Below are 19,975 nucleotides of genomic sequence, written 5' to 3'. Positions count from 1 at the left end.
TCAGCGCCGGGCGCCGCGGTCCCCAGCCTTGCGCGCGTACATGTCCAGGTCGGCCGTGTGCAGCAGCGTCGCGAACTCCTCGCCGTCGGCGGGGTAGACGGCCACGCCGACGCTCGCCCCGACCGCCACCTCCCGGTCGCGGAGGACCACGGGTGCGCACACCGCCGCGGCCAGCTCGTCGGCGACCCGCCGCCCCTCCTCGGCGGCGGTCGCGGGGTCCAGTCCGCGCAGCGCCACGAGGAACTCGTCGCCGGCGAGCCGGGCCAGCAGGTCGCCGCGCCGCAGCCGCCCACGCAACGTGCGGGCCACCGACTGCAGCAGCTCGTCGCCGGCCGCGTGTCCCAGGCAGTCGTTGACCGCCTTGAAGCCGTTGAGGTCGACGAAGAGCAGCGCGAGGGTGTCCTGCCCGGTACGGGCCGACCAGATCGCCGTCTCCACCTGCTCCTCGAGGCGGCGACGGTTGGGCAGGCCGGTGAGCGGATCGGTGTAGGCCAGCTCCTCGATGCGGGCCAGGTAGACCTGGTTGCGGTCGCGCTCCTGCAGCAGGGCGCGCTCGGCCTCGACGCGGGCGGTCACGTCGTGCTGGACACCGATGTACTGGACGACCGTGCCGGCGGGGTCGACGACCGGTGACAGGTGGATCTCGTTCCACCACGGCGTCCGGTCCGGTCCGCGCAGGTTCAGCACGGTCTCCCGGCACTCCTCGCCCCGGTCGATGGCCGACCGGATGCGGGCGACCGCGGCCGGGTCGGTGTCGGGGCTCTGCAGGAACCGGCAGTTGCGGCCGAGCACCTCGGACGCGGGGAAGCCGGCGAGCTCCTGGAAGGCCTCGTTGACGTAGACCAGCGGCTGGTCGGGCTGCAGCATGTCGGCGATGGTCACGCCGCTCGTCGTCGCCGACAGCGCGCTGCGCACCAGGGCGTCGCCGTCCGACGGCACCCTACGGAGCGCGGGGACGGGAACGGTTCCGGGACGGCGGACGTCGGGCACCCCGGCAACGGCGGGCGCCAGCCGCGGCGCGACCCGCGACAACAGGGCGTGCGCCGCACGGACGACCGTCGCGCGGTCGTAGGTGAGGGCGTACTCGAAGGTGCGCTCCAGGTCCGGTCCGTCGTCCCCGAGATCGCGGGCGAGCAGGGCGGCACTGAAGTGCGGGCCGAGGACGACGACGTCCCATTCACCGCGCACCACGTCGTCGGGGCGGAGGTCGGCCCCGCGCAGACCGGGCAGGGGTTCGACGGGCAGGCCTTCGCCGAGTGCGCAGACGAAGCCGGTCCGCTCGACCAGGTCGCGGTAGCGCTGGGTGGTCGACGGCGTGAAGTGGCGTGCCTCCTGGAAGGTCGCGGCGACGACCGCCGTGTCGCCCAGGCGCATCGCCTCGCGCTCCAGCTGCTTGCTCAGCTCGATCAGCAGCGCCTTCGCCGACCGGCGCAGCGGCACGGTCGTCGGCAGGCAGCCGAACGGTGAGGCATCCGCGGGACCGCTCGCTCCCGCTCCCGGAAGGGCGAGCTCACCGGGGACCAGCCCCGGCGCGACTCCCGGCCCGGGCCGGCCGAAGAGCCAGCCCTGCCCGAGGGTGGCGCCCAGGGCGCGGGCGGTGGCCAGGTGCTCAGCAGTCTCGATGCCCTCCGCGAGCACCACCGCCCCGGTGCGCTCGGCGTGGGCGTTGACCGCGTTCATGATCTCGGCGATCGCCGGGCCGGGGCGCTCCTGCACCAGCCGCAGATCGAGCTTGATGACGTCGGGGGCGAGCAGGGGGAGGAAGGCCAGCGACATGGAGTCGGCCCCCACGTCGTCGACCGCGATGCCCCACCCGAGAGCCCGCACCCGCTCCACGGTGCGCAGCAGTTCGGCCGGGCGGGCGGCCAGCGCCCGCTCGGTGATCTCCATGACGATGCGGAGGTCGTGCGGCGCGCCCTCGGCGATGGCGAGCAGGTCGTCCAGGGGAGCGGTGTCGAGGACCTCCGGCTCCACGTTCACGAAGACGGTCAGCGGCGACAGCAGCCCCTGCGCGACGGCACCGCGGAACGCCGCGGCGCGGCAGATCTCGTCCAGCTCGGCCAGCCGGCCGGCCTCGCGCGCGGCGGCGAAGAGCAGGTCGGGCCGCTGCAGCGGACCCTCGGGACCGCGGGCCAGTGCCTCGTAGGCGACCACCCGGCCGGTGTCGAGTTCGATGATCGGCTGGAACACGCTGTGCACGCCCCCGGGCTGCAGCGCTGCCTCGAGCGCGCGCCCGTCGGGGTCCTGGAAGTCCGCCACGTTCCTGACATCGGCGGATGCGCCCCGCTGCGGGAGTCGACGAGGAGCCGGATCCCCCCAGAGGGGACGAGTCAGCCGGGCAGCGTGATGAGGACGACGGCGGTGACGGCGGCGGCCAGTCCGGCGACCTGGGCGCGGACAAGGCGCTCGCGCAGCAGCACCTGCGCCAGCACGACCGTGCTGACGGGGTAGAGCGAGGCCAGGACGCCGGTGATCGCCAGCTGCCCGTCCTGCTGGGTGGCGAGCAGGAAGAGGGCGTTGGCGGTCATGTCGCCGACCCCGGAGACGAGGACGAGGGGGAGTGCTGACCGGCCCACCCGCAGCGACTGCCTCCCGGCGAGCGCCACGAGAACCACCAGCACGACCGAGGCCAGCCGCGCCGCGACGAGCGGGGTGAGGCCGGCATCGGCGGAGGTGCGGTCGAGCAGCACGAAGAACAGCCCGAAGGCCGCCCCGGCGATCAGCGGCGCGGTCAGGCTGGCCGGCCGCGCCGCGCGCAGCGATGCCAGGCCGCCCTCGGCGGAGACGAGCACGACGGCCAGCAGCGCGAGCAGGATGCCGGCGCCGGCCCACGGTCCGATGCGGTTGCCGCTGAGCAGGCCGACGAGCACCGGGACGGCGGCCGCGGTGACGGCGGTGACCGCCGCGATCACGCTCATCACTCCGCGGGAGAGCGCGCGGAAGAAGACGACGAGGCCGGTGGAGCCCAGGACGCCCGCGGACGCGCCCCAGGCCAGGTCGGCGACGGTGACCGGGCCGCCGAGCCAGGGGAGCAGCGCGAGGAGCGCGGCGAGGCCGGCGAGCTGGGACAGCGCGACGACGCCGAAGACGGACGCCTTCCGGCTGGCCAGCCCGCCGAGGAAGTCCGACGCACCGTAGACGAGGGCTGAACCCAGCGCCAGCACGACCGCCACGCGCACCTCCGCATCCCCGCTGATGACCAGGTCACCTGATCATCCGGGGTCCTGGCTCAGCGTCGACGGTGAGCCAGGACCCGTTGCGGTGAGCCAGGACGCCGCTGCTCGCGACGCGCCGGCATCTTCGCATCGGAACCCGGGCGCGGGCGGGGAGTCCCGGCGGGCAGAATGGCCTCCCGTGTCCGGCGCCAATGATCCCTACGACCCCAAGCAGGTCGCCGCGCTCTCTCCCGAGGCGCTCGACGACGCGGTGAGCGCCGCGCAGAAGGCGTTCGCGGCGGCCGGCGACCTCGAGGCGCTGGCCGTCGTCCGCCCTGCCCATCTCGGCGACCGGGGCCCGGTGCTGCTGGCCCGCCGCGAGCTCGGGGCGCTGCCTCCGGCGGCGCGATCGGACGCCGGCAAGCGGGTGAACGCGGCGCGACAGGCGGTCCAGGAGGCCTACGAGGCGCGGCTGGCCGAGCTCGAGGCCGAGCGCGACGCGCGCGTGCTGGCCGAGGAGCGGGTCGACGTCACGCTGCCGTGGGACCGCATCCCGCGCGGTGCCCGGCACCCCCTGACCACGCTCACCGACCGGATCGCCGACATCTTCGTGGGCATGGGGTACGAGGTCGCCGACGGCCCTGAGCTCGAGGCGGAGTGGCTGAACTTCGACGCCCTCAACATCGGCCGCGACCATCCGGCCCGCACGATGATGGACACCTTCTTCGTCGCGCCCGAGGACTCCGGCCTGGTGCTGCGCACCCACACCAGCCCGGTGCAGGCCCGCACCATGCTGTCGCGCACGCCGCCGATCTACGTCGTCGCGCCCGGGCGGGTCTACCGGACCGACGAGCTCGACGCGACGCACACCCCGGTCTTCCACCAGGTCGAGGGGCTGGCCGTCGACCGCGGCCTGACGATGGCGCACCTGCGCGGCACCCTGGACCACCTCGCGCGCTCCCTGTTCGGCGCCGAGGCGATCACCCGCTGGCGGCCGTCGTACTTCCCGTTCACCGAGCCGTCGGCGGAGTTCGACGTCTGGTTCCCCGAGCACCGCGACGGCCCGCGCTGGGTCGAGTGGGGCGGCTGCGGGATGGTCAACCCGCGCGTGCTCATCGCCTGCGGCATCGACCCGGAGGAGTTCTCCGGGTTCGCCTTCGGGGTGGGCATCGAGCGCGCCCTGCAGTTCCGCTCCGGCGTCGGCGACATGCGCGACATCGTCGAGGGCGACGTCCGGTTCACGCGATCGTTCGGAGTTGACCAGTAATGCGGGTCCCCATCGGCTGGCTGGCCGAGTACGTCGACGTTCCCGGGGGAACGTCCGTCGAGGACCTCGACACCGCCTTCGTGCGCCTCGGCCTCGAGGTCGAGGAGATCCACCGCCCCGAGCAGGTGACCGGACCCCTCGTGGTCGGCAAGGTCCTGGAGATCGAGGAGCTGACCGGCTTCAAGAAGCCGATCCGCTACACCCGGGTCGACGTCGGAGAGGGGCAGCCGCGGGGGATCGTCTGCGGTGCGCAGAACTTCGCCGTCAGCGACACCGTCGTCGTCGCGCTGCCCGGTGCGGTGCTCCCCGGCGGTTTCGAGATCGCGGCACGCACGACCTACGACCACGTCTCCGATGGGATGATCTGCTCGGTCCGCGAGCTGGGCGTCGGCGACGACCACGCCGGCATCCTGGTGCTGGGAGCCGACGGCGGCGACCTGCCGCTCCCGGGGACGCCCGCGGCTCCGGTCGTCGGCCTGGACGACGTCGTCATCGAGCTGGCCGTCACCCCGGACCGCGGCTACTGCCTGTCCATGCGCGGCATCGCCCGCGAGATGGGCACGGGCCTGGCCGCCGAATGGCGCGATCCCGGGGCGATCACCCCACCCGCGTGGTCGGGCGAGCCGGCCTGGGACGTGAGCGTCGCCGACCCCGACCGCTGCGACCGCTTCTCGATGGTCGCCATGGAGGGCCTGGACCCGACCGCCCCCACCCCTTGGTGGCTGCGCCGGCGGCTGGCCCAGGCGAGCGTCCGCAGCATCTCCCTCGCCGTCGACGTCACCAACTACGTGATGCTCGAGCTCGGCCAGCCGATGCACGCCTTCGACCGGGACGCCGTCACCGGGCCGATCACCGTCCGGCTGGCGCGCGAGGGCGAGAAGCTCACCACCCTGGACGGCGTCACGCGCTCGCTGACTCCCGACGACCTGCTGATCACCGATGAGACCGGACCCATCGGCCTGGCCGCCGTGATGGGCGGCGCGTCCACCGAGATCGGGAACGGCACGACCAGCGTGCTCCTGGAGGCGGCGCACTGGGAGCCGACCGGGGTCGCCCGGACGGCGCGGCGGCACCGCCTGCCCAGCGAGGCGGCGAAGCGCTTCGAGCGCGGCGTCGACCCGGAGATGACCGTCGTCGCCCTGGCCCGGGCCGCCGAACTACTGGCCGAGTACGGCGGGGCGCGGGTCGTCGGCGCGGTGGTCGACGTCGACACCCGCACGCCGCGGCCGCCCATCGCGCTCGACGCCGCGAAGCCCGCCCGAGTGGCGGGCGTCCCGTACACGGCCGCCCAGGTGGTCGAGTTCCTCGGCGCGGTCGGCTGCGACGTCGACGCGAGCGGCAACCCGCTCGCCGTCACGCCGCCGTCGTGGCGTCCCGACCTGACCGACCCGGCCGACCTGATCGAGGAGGTCGTCCGGCTCGCCGGGTACGACGACATCCCGTCGGTGCTGCCGACCGCGCCCCCGGGCCGCGGGCTGACCGACGTGCAGCGCCGCCGGCGCAGCGTCGGCCGCACGCTGGCGGAGGCCGGGTACGTCGAGGCGCCGTCCTACCCGTTCGTCGGGACGGCGGCCCTGGACGCACTGGGCCTGGCCGAGGACGACCCCCGGCGGCAGGTCGTCGTCGTCCGCAACCCGCTGTCGGAGGAGGAGCCGGGGCTGCGCACGACGTTGCTCCCCGGACTGCTCGCCACGCTGTCCCGGAACCTCTCGCGCGGCCAGCGCGACCTCGCACTGTTCGAGCACGGTGCGGTGTTCCCTGGCGGGAACCGGGCGCCGGCCCCGCTGCCCGGCGTCGACAGCCGGCCGGACGACGCGACGCTGGCGGCCCTGCTGGGCGCGGTCCCCGAGCAGCCCTGGCACGTGGCCGTGGCGCTCGCGGGCAATCGCGAGCCGCGCGGATGGTGGGGCCAGGGCCGGCCGGCGACGTGGGCGGACGCGGTGCAGGCCGCCCGGCTCGTGGCCGCCGCCTCGGGCGTCGAGCTGACGGTGCGGGCGGGGGAACTGCCTCCCTGGCACCCCGGCCGGTGTGCCGAGCTGGTCGTGGGGGAGACAGTGGTGGGCCACGCCGGTGAGCTGCACCCCCGGGTCTGTGCCGCGCTGGAGCTCCCGGCCCGGACGTCGGTCATGGAGCTGGACCTCGACGCCCTGCCGGTGGCCGAGGTGCCGATCGGGCCGTCGATCTCGAGCTTCCCGCCGGTGCTTCTCGACCTGGCGCTCGTGGTGGCGGACGCCGTCCCGTCGGCCGAGGTCGAGGCCGCGCTGCGCGAGGGGGCAGGCGAGCTGCTGGAGGCCGTGCGGCTCTTCGACGTCTATACCGGCCCGCCGGTGCCGGAGGGCTCGCGCTCGCTCGCCTTTGCCGTGACCCTCCGGGCGCCGGATCGCACTCTCACCAGCGACGAGGCGACGGCCGTGCGCGATGCCGCCGTGGCCGCGGCCGCCCGCCGGACGGGAGCCGAGCTGCGTGCCTGAGCTGCGCGGTCAGGTCGCCCTTGTCACCGGAGCGTCCAGCGGCATCGGCCGGAGCCTGGCCGAGGGGCTGGCCGCACGCGGCGTCGCCGTCGCCGGGCTGGCCCGCAACGAGGAGCGGTTGAAGGCGGCTATGGCCGAGGTGGCCGAGAGCACGGGCGCCCGGACCCTGGCGGTGGCCGCCGACGTCACCGACGGGGCCGCGGTCGACGCCGCCGTCGCGCGGGTGGCCGACGAGCTGGGCCGGGTCGATCTGCTGGTCAACAACGCCGGGATCATCGACGTCGCCGAGGTGCCGATCTGGGAGGCCGACCCCGACCAGTGGTGGGACGTCGTCGCCGGACACGTCCGCGGCGCCCAGCTCCTGGTGCGCGCGGTCGTGCCGGGGATGCTGGCGCGCGGGCACGGCCGCGTGGTGAACCTGGCCAGCGGGATGAGCACCAAGGCCAACCGCGACTACTCCGCGTACTCCGTCGCCAAGACCGGACTGATGCGGCTCACCGAGGCTCTCGCGCTGTCCTTCCAGGGCAGCGGCCTGTTCGCCTTCGACGTCGCGCCCGGCGTGGTCGACACCCCCATGACCCGGTCGATGGACATGTGGCGCGACTTCACCGGCTGGACGGAGCCGGCCCGCGTGGTCGAGGTCGTCTGCGCGATCGCGGCCGGTGAGCTCGACGCCTGGTCGGGCAGGTTCCTGCACGCCGGCAAGGACGACCTCGAGACGCTGCGGTCCCGCACGCCGGCGGACGACGTCCGCCAGCTCCGCCTGAAGCCCTATGGGGACGGCGACCCGCTTGGCTGATCGCGACGGCTCGTTCGCCGGACTGGCCGACGACCCGGAGCTGCGGGAGCAGGTGGGCAACGTCGTCCCGCCGCAGCCGCCGCTGACGATCGACGGGATCCAGCGCCTGTCCCGTCGTCCCGTGGATGTCGACCAGGCCCTGGCCTTCTCCGCGCGGGCAACGAGGACAACCGCGTGGTTGCCATGGTGCTCGCCCGGCGCGTCCTGGAGGACGGCTGATCGGAGCCCTCCCCAACGCTCGACCGGAGAGCCCGGTCAGAAGATCGTGGCGAGGGCCAGCGGTGCGATGTCTACCGCGACCTGCGTGTTCGCCTCGAGCTCGACGAGCTCGCCGTCCAGCTGCAGCGGCATGGGTGCGAGCGGAGTGAACGCGTAGTGGGTGGCGCTGGACTGCGGGCCGAGCCCGCGGGTCGCCGCCCTGATCACCGTCGCCAGCACCCGCAGCTTTCCGGTCTGCCGCTGCGTGATCACCTCGAACCGGCCGTCGTCCGGGCCGCCGGACTCGCTGAGCTTCGCGTACTTGGCCATCTCGGCGATGTTGGCGAACACCAGGCTGTCGATGCTGCGCCGGCGTCCGTCCTCGAGCCGGATGGGGAACGGCCGGAAGCGGGAGAACCCGCGCACCACCGACACGATCTCCCGCCACGACCCCTTGCCGCCCTTCTCCAGGTCGACGGCGACCACCGGGGTCAGCCCCACCCCGATGTAGGAGTGGGCGAACCGGACCGATGCGCCGGGCCCGGCACCGATGGTCAGTCGGAGCAGGTCGATCCGTCGTACCTCTCCGGCCACGATCGCGTCGGCCAGCGGTTGCTCACGGGTCACGCGGCGGTGGTCGTTGGCGTTGCCGGCGGCCCGCACCGCGCACACGGCGTCGTCGTTGGCGGCGTCCATGACGCCGTTCACCACCTCGTTGTAGCCGCCGTCCCCGCTGACCGAGACGATCAGCGGCCGGCCGCCGGTGGCGGCTCGCCTGGCCAGGTCGCGGGCGTGCCCGGCATGCTGGGTGGGGGAGAGCTCCAGCGGCACGTCCGGCAGCCGTCGCGCCAGCTCGGCCCGCAGTTCCTCGGCCGATTCGGCCGCGTTGCCGGTGCTGTGCGGGTTGAAGATGATGACGAACCGGTCGAACGAAGCCACGGGCAGTCCACTGCCCACGCAGCCGCCGGGTAACCCGGTTGGGCAGTCATGCGTCATAGTGCATAATCATTCATCGTGAGCACAGGGCAGACGTGGATGGTCGGGGTCACCGGCGCCACCGGGTACGCGGGGGGTGAGGTGTGCCGGCTGCTGGCCGGGCACCCGAACCTCCGCCTGGCCGGGGTGCACGCCAACTCGAGCGCCGGCCGACGCCTCGGTGAGCTGCAGCCCCACCTGCTGCCCTACGCCGACATGGAGGTCCAGCCGAGCGATCCCGCGTCGCTCGCAGGCTACGACGTCGTCGTCCTGGCGCTTCCCCACGGGGAGTCCGCCGCGGTCGCCGCGCAGCTCCCGGCCGAGACCCTCGTCGTCGACTGCGGCGCCGACCACCGGCTGAACGACCCCGCGGCGTGGGCCCGCTGGTACGGCGGTGAGCACGCCGGCTCCTGGCCGTACGGCCTGCCCGAGCTGCCCGGCCAGCGGGAGAAGCTGATGAACGCCACCAGGGTCGCCGTCCCCGGTTGCTATCCCACGTCGGTCACCCTCGCGCTCGCCCCGGCCCTGGCCGCCGGGCTGATCGAGCCCGACGTCGTGGTCGTCGCCGCGAGCGGCACCTCCGGCGCGGGGAAGTCCGCCAAGCCGCACCTGCTCGGCAGCGAGGTCATGGGCTCGGCGAGCGCCTACGGCGTCGGCGGGGTGCACCGGCACACGCCGGAGATGATCCAGAACCTCGCGCAGGCTGCCGGGGCACCGGTGAGCGTCAGCTTCACCCCGACGCTCGTCCCGATGAGCCGCGGCATCCTCGCCACGTGTTCGGCCCGGATGACCCCGGGTACGGACGCCGCGGCGGCCCGCGACGCGTACACGAAGGCGTACGCCGACGAGCCGTTCGTGCACCTGCTGCCCGAGGGGCAGTGGCCCACCACGGCGCAGGTGCTCGGTGCGAACACCGTGGCACTGCAGATCGCGGTCGACGCCGACGCCGGACGGCTGGTCGTCGTCGCCGCCGTCGACAACCTGACCAAGGGCACCGGGGGAGCGGCGCTGCAGTGCGTCAACCTCGCCCTCGGCCTCCCCGAGACCACCGGACTCCCCCTCGTAGGAGTAGCGCCGTGAACGCACCCCACGAAAACGCTCCGCTGGCGCTCCACGTTTCCGCGCGGACCCCGCAATGAGCACCACCGCCCCGAAGGGCTTCTCCGCCGCGGGCGTCGCCGCCGGGCTCAAGTCCTCCGGCGACCTCGACGTCGCTGTCGTCCTCAACCACGGTCCGGACGACGTCGCCGCAGCCGTCTTCACCACGAACCGCTTCCCGGCCGCGCCCGTGCTGTGGAGCCGTCAGGTGCTCGCCGGCGAGCGGGCCCGCGCGGTCGTCCTGAACTCCGGCGGCGCGAACGCCTGCACGGGGCCGGAGGGCTTCCAGGACACCCACGCCACCGCCGAGCACGCCGCCGACGAGCTCGGCATCGGCGCGATCGACGTCGCGGTGGCGTCCACGGGCCTGATCGGCGTCCGCCTGCCCATGGTCAAGCTGACCGCCGGGATCAGCGCCGCGGTGAAGGCCCTGAGCGAGGACGGCGGCCCCGACGCCGCCCGCGCGATCATGACCACCGACTCGGTGCCGAAGACGACGGTGCAGATCCGGGACGGCTGGACGATCGGCGGGATGGCCAAGGGTGCGGGGATGCTCGCGCCGGCGCTGGCCACGATGCTCGTCGTCCTCACCACCGACGCCGTCGTCGACCCCGCCCTGCTCGGCCCGGCACTGAAGACGGCGACCAGTCTGAGCTTCGAGCGGGTCGACTCCGACGGCTGCCTGTCGACCAACGACACGGTCCTGGTGATGGCCAGCGGCGCGAGCGGCGTGACGCCGACCGCCGAGGAGTTCACCGAGGCACTGACGGCCGCCGCCACCGACCTCGCGATGCAGCTGCTTGCCGACGCCGAGGGGTCGACCAAGGACATCGCGATCACCGTCCGGAATGCGGCAAGCGTCGAGGACGCCCTGACCGCCGGCCGGGCCTGCGCGCGCAACAACCTGCTCAAGACGGCGCTGTTCGGCAACGACCCGAACTGGGGCCGGGTGCTGGCCGCGATCGGCACCACCGACGCCGCCTTCGAGGCCGACCAGGTCGACGTGACCATCAACGGGGTCACCGTCTGCCGCGGCGGCGCCATCGGCGATCCGCGGGAGGGCGTCGACCTCACCGGGCGCGACATCACCATCGATGTCGACCTGAAGGCGGGCACGGAGCAGGCGACGATCTGGACGAACGACCTGTCCATCGCCTACGTGCACGAGAACTCGGCGTACTCGACATGAGCGAGCAGGACCCGGCTCCCATGAGCCAGCATCAGGACCCCACGCCGCCCGACGTCCGGCTCGACGAGCCCGCGCCGCAGCGGCGGCTGCCGAAGAAGGTCGGCACCCGCCGGGTCATGCGCAAGGACGACCCCGAGGGCGACCGGACGAAGGTTGCCGTCCTCACCGGCGCCCTGCCGTGGCTCAAGGAGTTCCACGGCAACATCGTGGTGGTCAAGTACGGCGGCCACGCGATGGTCGACGACGCCTGCCGGCGGGCCTTCGCCGAGGACATGGTCTTCCTACGGACCTGCGGCATCCTCCCCGTCGTCGTCCACGGCGGCGGCCCGCAGATCTCCTCGATGCTGGCGCGGCTCGGCATCCCCAGCGAGTTCCGCGGCGGCCTGCGCGTCACCACCGAGCAGTCCATCGACGTCGTCCGGATGGTGCTGGTCGGCCAGGTCGGACCGGAGGTGGTCGGCCTGATCAACGAGCACGGCGGCCGCGCGGTCGGTCTCTCCGGTGAGGACGGCGGGCTGTTCACCGCCGCCCGCACCCAGGCGATCGTCGAGGGCGAAGCGGTCGACGTCGGCTTCGTCGGCGACGTGGTCGCGGTGGACTCCACCCCGGTGACGGCGCTGCTGGAGGCGGGCGTCATCCCGGTCGTCTCCACCGTCGGGCCCGACGTGACGGGGCAGCTGCACAATCTCAACGCCGACACCGCCGCCGCGGCGCTGGCCGTCGCGCTGGGGGCCGTGAAGCTCGTCGTCCTCACCGACGTCGAGGGGCTCTACGCCGACTGGCCCGACCGTGATTCGCTCGTCGAGCAGATCGACGCCCGCGAGCTCGCCGAGATCCTGCCGGCGCTGGACGCCGGGATGGTCCCGAAGATGGCCGCCTGCCTGCGGGCGGTCGAGGGGGGCGTGACGCGCGCCACCGTCGTCGACGGCCGCATGCCGCACGCCCTGCTCCTCGAGATGTTCACCACCGAAGGCACCGGGACGATGGTCGTCCCGGCCGACCAGAGCAGGGAGGCGACAGCATGACGACGCGGGTTGGTGGGGAGAACACCGAAGCGCTGGCGGCCCGCTGGTCGGCCGTGATGATGAGCAACTACAGGACGCCGCCGGTCGCGCTGGCCCGCGGCGAGGGCGCGCGGGTCTGGGACGTCGACAGCCGCGAGTACACCGACCTGCTCGGCGGGATCGCCACGACGATCCTCGGCCACGCGCATCCGAAGGTCGTCGAGGCGATCACCCTGCAGGCGCACAAGCTAGGGCACGTCTCCAACCTCGCGATGCACGAGCCCGGCGTCCTGCTCGCCGAGCGGCTGCTCGAGCTCGCCGGCCGGCCCGGGCGCGTGTTCTTCTGCAATTCCGGCGCCGAGGCCAACGAGATGGCGTTCAAGATCAGCCGCCTCACCGGGCGGCCCGAGGTGATCACCGCCGAGGGGGCGTTCCACGGCCGGACCATGGGGGCGCTCGCGCTCACCGGGCAGCCGTCGAAGGCCGCCGCCTTCGCCCCGCTGCCGGGCGGCGTGAAGTACGTGCCGTTCGGGGACGCCGACGCGCTGGGCGCCGTGGTGGGGGAGCAGACCGCGATGGTGCTGCTCGAGCCGATGCTGGGGGAGGGCGGCGTGCTGCCGGCCCCCTCCGGCTACCTGGCCTCGGCCGCCTCGGCGGCATCGAACGCCGGCGCGCTGTTCGCCCTCGACGAGGTGCAGACCGGGATCGGCCGCACGGGGTCCTGGTTCATGCACCAGGCCGACGGCCTCCAGCCGGACCTGATCACCCTGGCCAAGGCGCTCGGCGGCGGACTGCCCATGGGTGCGACTCTCGCGTTCGGCGAGGCCGCGGACCTGATGACGGCGGGCGCCCACGGCTCGACGTTCGGCGGCAACCCGATCGCCGCCGCGGCCGCCCTCGCCGTGCTCGACACGATCCGCGACGAGGGCCTGCTCGAGCGGGCCAAGGAGCTCGAGCACCGGTTCACCGCCGGCATCGAGGGCCTCGGCCATCCGGGCATCAGCGGCGTCCGGGGGAGGGGCGCACTGCTCGGCGTCGTCCTCACCGCCGACGTCGCCGCTGCCCTGGAGGTAGAACTGCGCGCGGCGGGCTTCCTCACCAACGCCGTCGCACCCGGCGTGCTCCGGCTCGCTCCGCCGCTCGTGCTCACCGACGCCCAGGTCGACGCCTTCGTCGCCGCCCTGCCCGCCGCCCTCGACTCGTCAATGGAGACGGCCCAGTGAACATGACGAGCGAGCGAGCATCGCAGGGAGCGCCAGCGACCGAGGAGCGGAACGAGCCCGGAATGGAGCATCAGCAATGACCCGGCACTTCCTCAAGGACGACGACCTCAGCCCCGCCGAGCAGGCCGAGGTGCTGGCCCTGGCCGCCTCGATCAAGGCGACCCGGCACACCGCCGAGGCGCCGTTGCCGCTGGCCTCACCGGGCGGGCCGCGCGCGGTCGCGGTGCTCTTCGACAAGCCCTCCACCCGCACCCGGGTCTCCTTCTCCATCGGGGTCGCCGAGCTCGGCGGCTACCCGCTCGTCATCGACGCCGGCAGCAGCCAGCTCGGCCGCGGTGAGCCGGTGGAGGACACCACCCGGGTGCTCGACCGGCAGGCCGCCGCGATCGTCTGGCGCACCTTCGGCCAGGACCGGATCGAGGCCATGGCGTCGGTCAGCCGCGTGCCCGTCGTCAACGCGCTCACCGACGAGTACCACCCGTGCCAGATCCTGGCCGACCTGCAGACGGTCATCGAGCACAAGGGCTCGCTCGCCGGGCGCTCGCTGACCTATCTCGGGGACGGCGCCAACAACATGGCGCACTCCTACCTGCTCGGTGGGGCCACGGCCGGCATGCACGTGCGGATCGGGTCGCCCGAGCAGTTCCAGCCCGACCCCGCCGTCCTCGAGCGGGCCGCCAAGATCGCGAGCGACACCGGCGGCTCGGTGCTCTGGACCGCCGATCCGGCCGCCGCGGCCGAGGGCGCCGACGTCCTCGCCACGGACACGTGGGTGTCGATGGGGCAGGAGGACGAGTACGACGCCCGGATCGCGCCGTTCCTGCCCTACGCGGTCGACGAGGCCGCGCTCGGCAGGGCGGCGGCCGACGCCGTCGTCCTGCACTGCCTGCCCGCGTACCGCGGCAAGGAGATCGCCGCCGCGGTGATCGACGGACCGCAGAGCGCCGTCTGGGACGAGGCCGAGAACCGGCTGCACGCGCAGAAGGCCCTGTTGGTCTGGCTGCTCGAGCGGTCGCGATGACGGCAGCCCTCACTCGCAGCGCCCGGCAGGCGCGGATCGCCGAGCTCATCGAGGCGCGGTCGGTCACCTCCCAGACGAACCTGGCCGCGCTGCTCGCCGAGTCCGGCATCGAGGTCACCCAGGCCACGCTGTCGCGCGACCTGGAGGAGCTGGGTGCGGTCAAGCTGCGCGGTTCGGACGGCGCACCGGCGAGCTACGTGCTGCCGCCGGAGAACGCCCCGCTCAGACCCGCGCAGGCCGCGCCCGCCCGGCTCACCCGCCTGCTGGCCGACCTGCTCACCAACGCGGAGGGCAGCGCCAACCTCGCCGTCCTCCGGACCCCGCCCGGGGCCGCCCAGTTCCTCGCCTCGGCGCTGGACAAGGTGGGTCTCCCCGACGTCCTGGGCACCATCGCCGGGGACGACACTCTTCTCGTCGTCTCCCGCGCTCCCGACGGCGGACCGGCCCTGGCCGACCGCCTGCGCGCGCTCGCCGAGCGCGCCCCCGCGATCTACCCCGGGCGGCAGCCCGACCTCGGTACCACTGACATGGAAGAGAGTGCATCGTGAGCGAACGCGTCGTCCTGGCCTACTCGGGTGGGCTGGACACCTCCGTGGCCATCGGCTGGATCGCCGAGGAGACCGGCGCCGAGGTCATCGCCGTCGCCGGCGACGTCGGCCAGGGCGGTGAGGACATGGAGGTCATCCGCCAGCGTGCCCTCGACTGCGGTGCGGTCGAGTCGATCGTCGCCGACATGCGCGACGAGTACGCCGACGAGTTCTGCCTCCCCGCGCTGCAGGCCAACGCGCTCTACATGGACCGCTACCCGCTGGTGTCCGCGCTGAGCCGCCCGCTGATCGTCAAGCACCTCGTGGCCGCCGCGAAGTACCACGGCGCCTCGATGGTCGCCCACGGCTGCACCGGCAAGGGCAACGACCAGGTGCGGTTCGAGGTGGGCATCGGCGCCCTCGGCCCGGAGCTGCAGGTGCTCGCCCCCGTCCGCGACTCCGGCATGACCCGCGACAAGGCGATCGTCTTCGCCGAGGAGCGCGGCCTGCCGATCGCGACGACCAAGAAGTCGCCGTACTCGATCGACCAGAACGTGTGGGGCCGCGCCGTCGAGACCGGCTTCCTCGAGGACATCTGGAACGGCCCCATCGAGGACGTCTACGAGTACACCCAGGACCCGACCGTCCCGAAGGAGGCCGACGAGGTCACCATCGGCTTCACCAACGGCGTCCCGACGTCGATCGACGGCACCCCGGTCACCATGCTCCAGGCGATCGAGCAGCTGAACGCCCGTGCGGGCGCCCACGGCGTCGGCCGGCTGGACATGGTCGAGGACCGCCTCGTCGGCATCAAGAGCCGCGAGGTCTACGAGGCCCCCGGCGCGATCGCGCTGATCACCGCCCACCAGGAGCTCGAGGCCGTCACCGTCGAGCGCGACCTCGCCCGCTTCAAGCGGACGGTCGGGCAGCGCTGGGCCGAGCTGGTCTACGACGGCCTCTGGTTCTCCCCGCTCAAGCGGTCGCTGGACGCCTTCATCGCCGAGTCGCAGGAGCACGTCACCGGCGAGATCCGGATGACGCTGCAGGGCGGCCGGGCCACCGTCACCGGACGGCGCAGCGACGCCTCGCTCTACGACTTCAACCTGGCCACCTACGACACCGGCGACACCTTCGACCAGGGCCTGGCCAAGGGCTTCGTCCAGCTGTGGGGCATGCCGTCGAAGCTGGCCGCCGCCCGCGAGCAGCGGCTGGGTTCATGACGGAAGCACCGTCGCAGACCCGGCTGTGGGGCGGCCGCTTCGGCGGCGGCCCCTCGCCGGCGATGGCGGCGCTGTCCAAGTCCACGGACGTCGACTGGCGGCTGGCACCCTTCGACCTGGCGTCGTCCCGGGCCCACGCCCGCGTGCTGCATCGCGCCGGCCTGCTCACCGACGACGAGCTCGCGCAGATGGTCGGTGCGCTCACCGAGCTGTCGGCCGAGGTCGCTGCGGGCACGTTCGCGCCGATCGAGGCCGACGAGGACGTGCACGAGGCCCTGGAGCGCGGCCTCACCGAGAAGCTCGGCACGCTCGGCGGCAAGCTCCGGGCCGGCCGCAGCCGCAACGACCAGGTGGCCACCGACCTGCGCCTCTACCTGCGGCACCACGTTCGCGCGCTGGTGTCGGAGCTGTCGTCGCTGGAGTTCGCGCTGCTCGGTCTCGCTGAGCGGTACCAGGACGTCGCGGCTCCGGGCATGACGCACCTGCAGCACGCCCAGCCGGTGCTCATCGCCCACCAGTTGCTCGCGCACGCCCATTCGATCGCCCGGGATGTCGACCGCCTGCAGGACTGGGACAAGCGGACGGCGGTCAGCCCGCTCGGCGCCGGCGCGCTGGCGGGCTCCTCGCTCCGCCTGGATCCCGACGCGGTTGCGGCCGAGCTCGGCTTCGACCGCGCCGCGGACAACAGCATCGACGCCGTCAGCGACCGCGACTTCGCGGCCGAGTTCTGCTTCGCGGCGGCTCTGCTGGGCGTGCACCTCTCCCGGCTGGGGGAGGAGGTCGTGCTCTGGACGTCGACCGAGTTCGGCTGGGCGCGACTCGACGACGCCTGGGCCACCGGGTCGTCGATCATGCCGCAGAAGAAGAACCCCGACATCGCCGAGCTGGCCCGCGGGAAGTCCGGCCGGTTGGTCGGCAACCTGACCGGTCTGCTCACCATGCTCAAGGGCCTGCCGCTGGCCTACGACCGCGACCTGCAGGAGGACAAGGAGCCGGTCTTCGACTCGATGGAGCAGCTGATGCTCCTGCTACCCGCGGTCACCGGGATGATCGCCACCCTCACGCTGCGGCCGGAGGTGCTCGAGGCGGCCGCGCCGCAGGGGTTCGCCCTCGCCACCGACGTCGCCGAGTGGCTGGTGTCCAACGGGGTCCCGTTCCGCTCGGCGCACGAGATCTCCGGAGCGATGGTCTCGTTCTGCGAGGAGGCCGGGCTCGAGCTCGACCAGCTGGACGACGACCAGCTGGCGGGGATCGACGAGCGGCTGACGCCGGACGTCCGTTCGGTGCTTTCGGTGCCCGGTGCGCTGGCGGCCCGCAAGGCACGGGGTGGGACGGCGCCGGAGCGGGTGGCCGAGCAGCTGTCGTCGCTCAAGGCGCTGGCCGTCGTCCACAGCGACTGGGCGACGTTCTCACCGGTGGCGGCTGCACTCTGAGCTCCCCGCAGCCCGACGACGACCGGCTCGAGCCGGGTCCGCTCCTTACCGAGGAGGACCTGCTCGGGCCGGTCGACGTCGTGGCGCCCACCCTCCTGGGCTGCTGGGTCGTGACCGACCGCCCGGAGGGGCGGGTGGCGCTCCGGCTGACCGAGGTGGAGGCCTACTCGGGCGAGGGGGTCGATCCGGCCTCGCACGCCCATCGCGGCCCGACCCCGAGGGCGGAGATCATGTTCGGCCCGCCCGGGCGCCTGTACGTGTACTTCAGCTACGGCATGCACTGGTGCGCCAACGTCGTCGTCGGCCCCGAGGGACGTGGCGCGGCGGTGCTGCTGCGCGCCGGCGAGGTGGTGGTGGGGGACGAGCTGGCGCACTCCCGCCGCCCCGCCGCGCGGGTGCCGCGCGATCTCGCGCGGGGTCCCGCCCGGTTGACGCAGGCACTGGGGATCGGACCGGACGACCGCGGTGCGGACCTGCTCGACCCGGGGAGCAGCGTGCGGCTCCATCGGGGGGCGCCTCCCACGTCCGTCGCCGCCGGGCCTCGTGTCGGCATCAGCCTCGCAACGGACCTGCCGTGGCGGTTCTGGGAGCCCCATGCGCCGTCGGTGAGCGTGTTCCGGGCGGGTGGCAAGCCTCGGCGGCGGACCGCCGGGCAGGATGGCATCCCGTGACCGAAGACGTGATCGACGACCTGCACCGCCGCGGCCTCATCGCCCAGAGCACCGATGAGGAGGCGCTGCGCGCCTCCCTCGCCGAGGGACCGGTCGCCTACTACTGCGGTTTCGACCCGACGGCGCCCAGCCTGCACGTCGGGAGCCTGCTGCAGTTCATGGTGCTGCGGGCGCTGCAGCGCGCCGGCCACCAGCCGGTGGTGCTGGTCGGAGGCGCCACCGGGCTGATCGGTGACCCACGCCCGACCGCGGAACGGCAGCTCAACGACCCGGCGACGGTAGCGACCTGGGTGCAGCGCATCCGCGAGCAGGTCGCCCCCTTCCTGGAGCTGCCGGCCGAGCGGGACGGGCTGAAGGGCCCGATCTACGTCGACAACCTGGACTGGACCGCCTCGCTCAGTGCCATCGACTTCCTGCGCGATCTGGGCAAGCACTTCCGGGTCAGCAAGATGCTGGCCAAGGAGGCGGTGTCCGCGCGCCTGAACTCCGAGGCCGGCATCAGCTACACCGAGTTCAGCTACCAGATCCTGCAGGCCAACGACTTCCTCGAACTCTTCCGGCGGCAGGGCGTGACGCTGCAGACCGGGGGCTCCGACCAGTGGGGCAACCTGACCGCGGGCATCGATCTCGTGCGCCGGGTCGAGGGCGCCGCGGTGCACGCGCTGTCGACCCCGCTGGTGACCAAGTCCGACGGCACCAAGATGGGCAAGACGGAGGGCGGGAGCGTCTGGCTGGACCCGTCGCTGACGTCGCCGTACGCCTTCTTCCAGTTCTGGCTCAACGCCGACGACGCCGACGCCAGGACGTGGCTGCCCCTGTTCTCGGAGCGGCCGGCCGACGAGATCGAGGCGCTGATCGAGGAGAGCATCGAGCGGCCCGCGGCGCGGACGGCCCAGCGGGCGCTCGCCGAGGAGATCACCGTGCTGGTCCACGGGCCCGAGCAGCTCGAGCAGGCGGAGGCGGCGGGCCGGGCGCTGTTCGGCCGCGACGACCTGGGGACATTGGGGGCAGAAACCTTAGGGGCCGCGCTCCAGGAGGCGGGCAGCGTCACGGTGGACGGCGAGGTGCCGACGATCGCCCAGCTGATGCAGCTGACCGGTCTGGTGGCCAGCCTGTCGGAGGCCCGCCGCACGGTGAAGGAGGGCGGGGCGTACCTCAACAACGAGCGCGTGACCGACGCCGACGCCGTACCGGGCGAGGAGGCCTGGCTGGCCGGCGGCTGGCTGGTGCTGCGCCGGGGGAAGCGGGTCGTCGCCGGGGTCCGGCGGACGCCGGTCCCGGCCTCCTGACCGGCCCGCGGGGGACGTTTCCGGCGGGTGTCGTACGGGTGCCGGGTGCGTGTCCCGGGTCACCTGCCCACCGGTTTGACACCGGCCCCCCGACGGACGTAACTTTCTCTCTGCGCCGCGCGAGACCCCGTCTGGGGCCAGCGGGTCGTTCCTGCGGGGGCGAGCCGGTGTGCGACGTACACGAGAAGCCGCCTCGAACGAAGGCCGGAAGGCCGGGGTTCGTGCGCGTCCGCTCTTTGAGAACTCAACAGCGTGCCGAAAGTCAGTGCCAAGTAATACCCCGTGCTCCCGCTACTTGTGGTGGGGGCTGGGATTCCTTTGGTTGATTGATATCGAGAGTGCTAGCTCTCGGTTCTCAGCTGCGATCAAATCATCTACGGAGAGTTTGATCCTGGCTCAGGACGAACGCTGGCGGCGTGCTTAACACATGCAAGT

16 protein-coding genes and 1 rRNA gene are annotated in these 19,975 nt (G+C 73.3%); 14 read left to right on the top strand and 3 right to left on the bottom strand.

Features of this window, described 5'->3' with window-relative positions:
• Complete coding sequence (locus E4P38_RS17765; protein ID WP_135133289.1) at positions 1-2,259, bottom strand: EAL domain-containing protein; 2,259 nt, start codon at positions 2,257-2,259, stop codon at positions 1-3.
• A gap of 71 nt (positions 2,260-2,330) precedes the next feature.
• Positions 2,331-3,173: an EamA family transporter gene (locus E4P38_RS17760; RefSeq protein WP_135133288.1), complete on the bottom strand. Its 843-nt coding sequence runs from the start codon at positions 3,171-3,173 to the stop codon at positions 2,331-2,333.
• Between the two features lie 181 nt (positions 3,174-3,354).
• On the opposite strand from E4P38_RS17760, the gene pheS reads away from it, so the two are divergent.
• The 3 genes from pheS to E4P38_RS17745 are packed head-to-tail and all read left to right on the top strand — an operon-like array spanning position 3,355 to position 7,692.
• On the top strand, positions 3,355-4,422 hold the full coding sequence (pheS, locus tag E4P38_RS17755) for a phenylalanine--tRNA ligase subunit alpha (RefSeq protein WP_135133287.1): 1,068 nt from the start codon (positions 3,355-3,357) through the stop codon (positions 4,420-4,422).
• Positions 4,422-6,893 carry a phenylalanine--tRNA ligase subunit beta gene (pheT, locus tag E4P38_RS17750; protein ID WP_135133286.1) on the top strand — a complete coding sequence of 824 codons (2,472 nt, stop codon included), beginning with the start codon at positions 4,422-4,424 and terminating at the stop codon, positions 6,891-6,893. Before pheS ends, pheT begins: the two co-directional genes overlap by 1 nt.
• Entirely contained in the window at positions 6,886-7,692 is an 807-nt protein-coding gene (locus E4P38_RS17745; RefSeq protein WP_135133285.1) for an SDR family oxidoreductase, read from the top strand. The genes pheT and E4P38_RS17745 overlap by 8 nt, the downstream gene beginning before the upstream one ends.
• A gap of 255 nt (positions 7,693-7,947) precedes the next feature.
• Here E4P38_RS17745 and E4P38_RS17740 read toward each other — a convergent pair whose 3' ends face one another.
• Positions 7,948-8,829: a diacylglycerol kinase family protein gene (locus E4P38_RS17740; RefSeq protein ID WP_209309169.1), complete on the bottom strand. Its 882-nt coding sequence runs from the start codon at positions 8,827-8,829 to the stop codon at positions 7,948-7,950.
• A gap of 75 nt (positions 8,830-8,904) precedes the next feature.
• On the opposite strand from E4P38_RS17740, the gene argC reads away from it, so the two are divergent.
• The 11 genes from argC to E4P38_RS17685 all read left to right on the top strand — a co-directional run.
• Positions 8,905-9,945, top strand: a complete 1,041-nt coding sequence (gene argC, locus E4P38_RS17735) for an N-acetyl-gamma-glutamyl-phosphate reductase (protein ID WP_245161113.1) — start codon at positions 8,905-8,907, stop codon at positions 9,943-9,945.
• A 55-nt stretch (positions 9,946-10,000) separates the two neighbouring features.
• Complete coding sequence (gene argJ / locus E4P38_RS17730; RefSeq protein ID WP_135133284.1) at positions 10,001-11,152, top strand: bifunctional glutamate N-acetyltransferase/amino-acid acetyltransferase ArgJ; 1,152 nt, start codon at positions 10,001-10,003, stop codon at positions 11,150-11,152.
• A gap of 20 nt (positions 11,153-11,172) precedes the next feature.
• Positions 11,173-12,177, top strand: coding sequence for an acetylglutamate kinase (gene argB, locus E4P38_RS17725; RefSeq protein WP_135133283.1), 1,005 nt, complete (start codon positions 11,173-11,175; stop codon positions 12,175-12,177).
• A complete protein-coding gene (locus E4P38_RS17720; RefSeq protein WP_135133282.1) occupies positions 12,174-13,379 on the top strand; it encodes an acetylornithine transaminase in 1,206 nt (401 codons plus the stop codon). The genes argB and E4P38_RS17720 overlap by 4 nt, the downstream gene beginning before the upstream one ends.
• A gap of 76 nt (positions 13,380-13,455) precedes the next feature.
• Positions 13,456-14,400 carry an ornithine carbamoyltransferase gene (gene argF, locus E4P38_RS17715; protein ID WP_135133281.1) on the top strand — a complete coding sequence of 315 codons (945 nt, stop codon included), beginning with the start codon at positions 13,456-13,458 and terminating at the stop codon, positions 14,398-14,400.
• A complete protein-coding gene (locus tag E4P38_RS17710; protein WP_135133280.1) occupies positions 14,397-14,948 on the top strand; it encodes an arginine repressor in 552 nt (183 codons plus the stop codon). The genes argF and E4P38_RS17710 overlap by 4 nt, the downstream gene beginning before the upstream one ends.
• Positions 14,942-16,147: an argininosuccinate synthase gene (locus E4P38_RS17705; protein WP_209309175.1), complete on the top strand. Its 1,206-nt coding sequence runs from the start codon at positions 14,942-14,944 to the stop codon at positions 16,145-16,147. Before E4P38_RS17710 ends, E4P38_RS17705 begins: the two co-directional genes overlap by 7 nt.
• A complete protein-coding gene (gene argH / locus E4P38_RS17700; protein ID WP_135133278.1) occupies positions 16,144-17,580 on the top strand; it encodes an argininosuccinate lyase in 1,437 nt (478 codons plus the stop codon). Before E4P38_RS17705 ends, argH begins: the two co-directional genes overlap by 4 nt.
• The gene (locus E4P38_RS17695; RefSeq protein WP_209309174.1) at positions 17,577-18,251 is read left to right on the top strand and encodes a DNA-3-methyladenine glycosylase; all 675 of its coding nucleotides are present in this window, start codon (positions 17,577-17,579) and stop codon (positions 18,249-18,251) included. The genes argH and E4P38_RS17695 overlap by 4 nt, the downstream gene beginning before the upstream one ends.
• On the top strand, positions 18,248-19,540 hold the full coding sequence (gene tyrS / locus E4P38_RS17690) for a tyrosine--tRNA ligase (RefSeq protein WP_135133277.1): 1,293 nt from the start codon (positions 18,248-18,250) through the stop codon (positions 19,538-19,540). The genes E4P38_RS17695 and tyrS overlap by 4 nt, the downstream gene beginning before the upstream one ends.
• A 373-nt stretch (positions 19,541-19,913) precedes the next feature.
• Positions 19,914-19,975 (top strand): 16S ribosomal RNA (locus E4P38_RS17685); the annotation flags it as partial.

Source organism: Blastococcus sp. CT_GayMR16, assembly GCF_004570875.1.
GTDB lineage: Bacteria > Actinomycetota > Actinomycetes > Mycobacteriales > Geodermatophilaceae > Blastococcus_B.
The sequence above is the reverse complement of the archived record's forward strand: the minus strand, read 5'-3'. Positions and strand labels throughout refer to the sequence as shown.

Bases quoted from the DNA above. Each gene is read 5' to 3' on its own strand.
- argH (WP_135133278.1), top strand. From the start codon at position 16,144: ATGACGGAAGCACCGTCGCAGACCCGGCTGTGGGGCGGCCGCTTCGGC.
- argJ (WP_135133284.1), top strand. From the start codon at position 10,001: ATGAGCACCACCGCCCCGAAGGGCTTCTCCGCCGCGGGCGTCGCCGCC.
- E4P38_RS17710 (WP_135133280.1), top strand. From the start codon at position 14,397: ATGACGGCAGCCCTCACTCGCAGCGCCCGGCAGGCGCGGATCGCCGAG.
- pheT (WP_135133286.1), top strand. From the start codon at position 4,422: ATGCGGGTCCCCATCGGCTGGCTGGCCGAGTACGTCGACGTTCCCGGG.
- argF (WP_135133281.1), top strand. From the start codon at position 13,456: ATGACCCGGCACTTCCTCAAGGACGACGACCTCAGCCCCGCCGAGCAG.
- E4P38_RS17720 (WP_135133282.1), top strand. From the start codon at position 12,174: ATGACGACGCGGGTTGGTGGGGAGAACACCGAAGCGCTGGCGGCCCGC.
- argB (WP_135133283.1), top strand. From the start codon at position 11,173: ATGAGCCAGCATCAGGACCCCACGCCGCCCGACGTCCGGCTCGACGAG.